This window comes from Bacillus sp. AY2-1 (genome assembly GCF_008368965.1).
Taxonomy (GTDB): Bacteria; Bacillota; Bacilli; order Bacillales; family Bacillaceae_G; genus Bacillus_A; species Bacillus_A thuringiensis_S.
Window position 1 is genome coordinate 1 of the sequence record NZ_QPEL01000224.1, and the last position, 5852, is coordinate 5852.

Consider the following 5852-nt stretch of genomic DNA (forward strand, 5'->3'; position numbering starts at 1 on the left):
GTACTAAATAGTATTGGATTTAAACTCTTTGATTTCTTTCAGTTTAATCATATCCTTTTCCCATTCTACGAAAATGATAAGAAACAAAAAGTGTTACTATTTGGTGATACAATGAAACATTTCACTTCCTTACATGAACGAATATTAATTGGAAAAAGATTATATTCATTATTATTTCGAGATACACATGTTTTATCTCAAATAATAAGCTGGGCCCAACACCATCCGCATACGGGATCAAGGAAAGATTACTGGCCCCATTTATTTTCAAGTGTAAATGAATCTTTTTCCCGTGAGTTTTATAAGCGCCGAATAAAAAAATGCCAGTTACGAAATGACGCTTATCGCATATACAGCCCTGCACTCATCTATGCATGGCGAGATATGAAGCATGAGGAAGTTGACAGTGAAGATTGGTTTACCGATTGGCAAGTTGTACATTATTTAGTTGATAAGGAGGAAAATATAAATGGACAAATTACAGAAGACTACTGCAAAACACTCGAAAAAATTGAACTCGCAATTCTCGCAAAGAAAAATGTCCTCCTCCGAGAAGAAGAATGAGTTTCTAGCATTAGTAGTTACAATCTTTCTCTCTGCTATTATTGGAACTTGTTTAGATGCTTTTTTTGTTCATAAACAAATATATTCCTTTCCAGCTAGACCCTTCTCATCCACATTTTCGGTTAATATAGCTTTTACATTATTCGTACTGCCGATTTTAACAGTTATCTTTATACACATTTCAAAAAAATTATCTAAAGTTTCTAGAATTCTATTTATTATTTCAATTGGTATTTGTGCTAGCCTTTTTGAACAGATTGCTGAAAGTTTAGGTTTATTTATACACAGTACGAATTGGAACCATACATATTCTTTATTTGGTTATATGATTTTCCATTCTTTTATTTGGAACATATATAATTGGATAAAAAAATAAAGAGACCATTATAGGTCCCTTCTTAAGCATACTCTTCCATTATTGCTAATGGTGCCAGTGTTTGTAGGCTTTTAGAGCGTAAACGATAGGCAACGACTTTCTTCTTATATTGCTTAATGACATCAATATGTTCCTCATAGCTATATAGAGAAAACCTAATCTCTTTATTCCCTTTCTTCGTATCAATGACTATTGGTGTCCCTTCTCCGTGCGGCGGGAAATAATGTTTATCTAAAAACAAAGCTTCATTAAATTCATGAATAACTTGTAGTTTCATTTCTCCCTCTATATTTTTTCCATCTATTGATATAGAAGTATTTTCCGCCTCAAGTTTTTGATGCAACTCAAATTTACTAATAATTGATTCTACAACAGAAGTGGGCATACTAGAAACTAATACTTTAATAGCTCCAAAAACAAATAATGTAACTATAAACCATGTTGTCATTGTTATCATCTCCATTACATTTAAAAAATAAATTTCGTTCCATACGGTATTAGTATACTAATGAGTATTCCAGTTACAATCATCGTTACCGAACCGATAGTCGCTTCTTTCTCGCCTTCCTTCACTAAACGACTCACACCGATAATATGTGATGCACAGCCCATTCCAACTCCTTTTCCAATCGTACTTGTTATACTGAAAAACTTAAGTACTGTCGGTCCGACAATAGCACCTGTTATCCCTGCAACAACTACAAAACTAGAAGTCATAGATGGAATACCACCAATTTGATCCGCTAATGAAAGGGCAATAGGCATCGTTGCTAACTGTGGTAAAGTAGTTAATATAAGTTCCTTATCTATATTTAAAATTCCGCCAATCACTACATTCATGCTCGTTACAGCCACTATACCTATCACTACTCCGATAAGTATCGATAAAAAATTTTTCATCAGTATCTTTCGCTCTTTAAATAGAGGTATGGCTAATGCTACAATTGCAGGGCTCAATAAGCTTGAAAGAATGTCTCCACCATTTTCCCTATACTCATGATGAGAAATACCAAAAATCAAAAATAAACAAATCATAATTGCCGTAACTGTTAACACCGGTAACGTAAATGCAAACGTAAATTTTTTATATAGATTTGTCGCCAAGAAATAAATTGCTACAGTAATAATAATTAAGACCATTTGAATCGTGCACCTTGTCGATTTTATTTTTTTGATGTTACTAATAATTGACTTATATAACCTGAAACAATTAAAGTTACTATAGTACTTGCAACTACTAAAAGGAATATAATACTCCCCTTACTTAAAAGAAAAGATCCGTATTCCATGAGCCCTGTTGTCGAAGGGATTAAAAATAACGGTAAAAATACGATTAACTTTTCCGCACCTAACTCAAACCACTTTAACGGTAGAACGCGAGTGAAAAGAAACAGGAACAGTATTAACATCCCTATTAAACTTCCCGGTATTGATAGATGGAATATTTCCTGAATCCACATACCCACTAAGCTAAATACATATAGCACGCCTACTTGAAGTAAAAGCGTCACGTACTTCATTTATTTCCCTCATTTCACTATCACACATCCATATTATGAAATCTCATTTAGCGTGTAAGCAAACCGTTTAATTCCAAGTTGAATTTGTTCTATATTCGCTCTACCAAACGTAAATCGTATATATTCATTTTTCGAACCTAAAACACTGCCCGGAACAAATGCGACACCATTCCGTATAGATTCACCTAATAAGTGATATTCATCAAACTTTCCTTTCACTTTACACCATACATGTATTCCACCCTCTGGCACGAAACATTCAACTCGGTCTCCCAATGTTCCTTCAAGCTCTGTAATTAATTCATCTCTTCTTTGCTTTAATTGTCCACGAAGTATCGTAATATGTGTATGAAAATCCTTTGATTCTAAAAATTGATTTGCTACCCACTGCGTAAATACACTATGGCCAAAATCAACTTGTTGCTTTGCATCTGCTAAACGCTCAATTACTCGTATAGGACCAATTATCCATCCAATACGTAATCCTGATGCAACAATTTTTGATAATGAACTTATATAAAGAACATTTCCATTTTGATCCATTGATTTTAATGTCGGATTCACTTCTCCATTAAAAGAAATTAAACTATACGGATCATCTTCTACAATTGGTATACCGAACTCAGAAGACAGTTCTAAAACCTTTTTACGTCTCGCTAATGAAAGTACAGTACCCGTTGGATTCTGATAATCTGGATTCAAAAATACCATCCGAATGCGATGCTTTTTGTGCAAATCGATTAAGTCATCTGGATTCATTCCATGCTCATCAACAGGTAAATGAAATATGTTTAAACCGGCCGATTTAAACATTGGAAGCGAAAAACAATACGAAGGATCTTCAATCGCGATCGCATCGCCAGGTTTTAATAAACATTGAACGATAAGATTAAGCGCCTGTTGTGCTCCAGACGTAATAAGAATAGAGCTTGAATCTGCTTCAATTTGTTTATATTGCTGAACATGTGCTGAAATTGTTTTTCTCAACATCTCATTTCCAAGTGGATGGTCATAACCGAGGTTTTCCATAAATGTTTTCTCCGACAAAATTGTTCGAAATCTATCACTTGGAATTAATTCTGGTGACAGTTCACCACTTGCTAAATTAATTAAATCATCTTTTTGTGTTTCCGTTCGAATTTGTTGAACGAGTGGTACGTTAGGTAAGAATGATCCGTCCTCCACGTACCTACCCCAGTTCGGTATTCGTTTATGTGAGACACCCCATATGTCTGTATTGACCCGTGTTCCGCTTCCCTTTTGCCGTTCTACTACTCCAAGTGATTTTAATTCTTCATACGCAGCTACTATTGTACTCCGGTTCACCTGTAATCCCTTTGCCAATATACGCTCAGAAGGTAACTTACTATCAGAAGGAAATTCACCTGAAGAAATGCCTCTTTCAATATAATCAGCAATTTGTTTATATACAGGTGTCTTATCTGCACGATTTGGTTTCCATTCCATCTAGTTCCCTCCTTTCAAAACGAACTATCCTCATTTTTTACTAACAGTATTCACCGTAAAAATAGTATTAATTAGTCACATTTTCTTATCCGTAAATGGATATATCCAAAATAGTTCTCTTTCTGATTACTCGATAGCTTCTGAAATTCCAACTTCATACTCTCATTTCAGTTCTTTCACAAACTATCAAATCATTACCACATACCATGTTACCCCAACCAGTAGAACAAAAAGAAGAAGAATATAGATTGCAGATAAGTTTTTCACATTTCTTTTTGTAGACTTGCCGTAATTCTCCTCCACGTTTCTTGCAACTAGTACAGTCCCAAATAGCGATACAATTACAATAATAACGACTAGTGAAATTGCAAAACTCATTGTCTTTTCACCTCTCTAAGACCCATCTATTTTAATTAAAGAACTTACATAAAAACCTTCCTCTTTAAAACGCTGATAACATACTACCTTTCTTCTCTTATCATAATAGATGTTTGTAAAAAGCGGACCAACCACTTTCGCGTTTTTTTGCTCATCCACTTTAAAAATAAAAAGCAACTGATCACTTAGGACCAGTTGCTTTTTCGCAAGGTTAATTATATCCATTTTCCACTTGAAATTAACCCGATTTAAAAGTTTGATTTTTTCATAATGAAAAGTATCGTTCACACCATTTACAAAAAAAGAACCTATGAAGGTCCTTTTTCAAATTATACAACACAGCACTATGTTGAGTATCTTAAAGTTTATACTAATGATAAAGTGAAACTTTAATCAGTCTTCACCAATCGGGCTTTTACGGGCAGCAGGCCCCTACCTAACTTCTTTGCTTCCGCTGAAGTAGGGGTCTTATTCACCAATCGGGCTTTTACGGGCAGCAGGCCCCTACCTAACTTCTTTGCTTCCGCTGAATTTTGAGGTAGGGGTCTTACTGCCCGGCAAATAGCGGGATAAATGTTAATAGACTTATTCTTCAATAATGAATTGTGAAATTAGCATTTCTAAATTTTCGACTTTCTTTTTCATTTCATTAGATTTCGTCGTTATTTCTTGGATCAATGTGGCTTGTGCTTGAATTGATTGTACCGTTCGATTCGTTTCTTGTGCGACTTGTGTTGCAGTTTCAGAAACTATTGACAAAGAGGCATTTACTTCTTCTGTCCCAGCAGACATTTCTTCTGTGGCAGCAGACACTTCTTGAATTTGGGTCGTTATTCTATTAATATCTTGCATAATAGATGAAAATGCGAGTTCTGCCTTATGCGCTGCTTCTTTACCACCACTAGCCTGTTGTTGACCTTTTTTCATTACATGAACTGTATCCTCTGTATCTTGATGTATAAAACGTATTAAATTATTTATATCATTTACAGATGTTTTAGATTTCTCAGCTAGACCTCTTACTTCAGCTGCAACTACTGCAAATCCTTTTCCATTTTCTCCAGCACGTGCTGCCTCAATTGCAGCATTTAAAGCAAGTAAATTCGTTTGTTCCGCAATATTAGTAATAACATCTAACGCTTCTTCAATTTGTTGTGTACGCGTAACAAGTCTATCAATGACCTTAGAAGTTTCTTCGACAACTTCATTCACGCTATTCATTTGATGAATAGATTGTTTTATAACTTCACTACCAGAGTTTGCTTGGTCTATTGTTGCAACAGCAACTTCAGCAACCATCGCTGAAGATTCAGCTACTGTTTGAACACCAGTTGCAATTTCTTCCATTGAAGTTGAACTTTCTTGAATACTAGTCACTTGTCCCTCTATTTCTTTATTTATTTCAGAAGTAGTTCGAACAACCTCGTTTGATATATGTGCTGCCGTTTTCGTCTCTTGTAGCATATTTTCAGTTGAAACAATCACTTCTTTCGCCGTAACCTTCACCTGACCGACTAATTGTTGCAAGTTATCTAACATACTATTAA

Annotated in this window: 8 protein-coding genes; 2 read left to right on the top strand and 6 right to left on the bottom strand. The window is 34.9% G+C overall.

Translation table 11 applies throughout. The features are described 5' to 3' along the window. Both DN403_RS29230 and DN403_RS32060 read left to right on the top strand, forming a co-directional pair. Positions 1-564, top strand: a 564-nt coding sequence (locus tag DN403_RS29230; protein WP_149186051.1) for a DUF2515 family protein, incomplete at its 5' end; no start/stop codon positions are given. Then, complete coding sequence (locus tag DN403_RS32060) at positions 539-940, top strand: CBO0543 family protein (RefSeq protein ID WP_042595508.1); 402 nt, start codon at positions 539-541, stop codon at positions 938-940. The genes DN403_RS29230 and DN403_RS32060, both read left to right, overlap by 26 nt. Positions 941-962: 22 nt before the next feature. On the opposite strand, the gene DN403_RS29240 is transcribed toward DN403_RS32060, so the two are convergent. The 6 genes from DN403_RS29240 to DN403_RS29270 all read right to left on the bottom strand — a co-directional run. Beyond that, entirely contained in the window at positions 963-1388 is a 426-nt protein-coding gene (locus tag DN403_RS29240) for a YfmQ family protein (protein ID WP_000214632.1), read from the bottom strand. Positions 1389-1408: 20 nt separating this feature from the next. Beyond that, a complete protein-coding gene (locus DN403_RS29245; protein WP_000242949.1) occupies positions 1409-2080 on the bottom strand; it encodes an LrgB family protein in 672 nt (223 codons plus the stop codon). 23 nt (positions 2081-2103) lie between these two features. Next, entirely contained in the window at positions 2104-2460 is a 357-nt protein-coding gene (locus DN403_RS29250; RefSeq protein WP_000878483.1) for a CidA/LrgA family holin-like protein, read from the bottom strand. A 33-nt stretch (positions 2461-2493) separates the two neighbouring features. Further along, positions 2494-3927, bottom strand: a complete 1434-nt coding sequence (gene pdxR / locus DN403_RS29255) for a MocR-like pyridoxine biosynthesis transcription factor PdxR (protein ID WP_000454960.1) — start codon at positions 3925-3927, stop codon at positions 2494-2496. A 186-nt stretch (positions 3928-4113) separates the two neighbouring features. Continuing rightward, positions 4114-4305, bottom strand: coding sequence for a hypothetical protein (locus DN403_RS29260; RefSeq protein WP_000006462.1), 192 nt, complete (start codon positions 4303-4305; stop codon positions 4114-4116). Positions 4306-4890: 585 nt separating this feature from the next. Beyond that, positions 4891-5852: methyl-accepting chemotaxis protein (locus DN403_RS29270; protein WP_255452084.1), on the bottom strand; the 962-nt coding region annotated here is incomplete at its 5' end.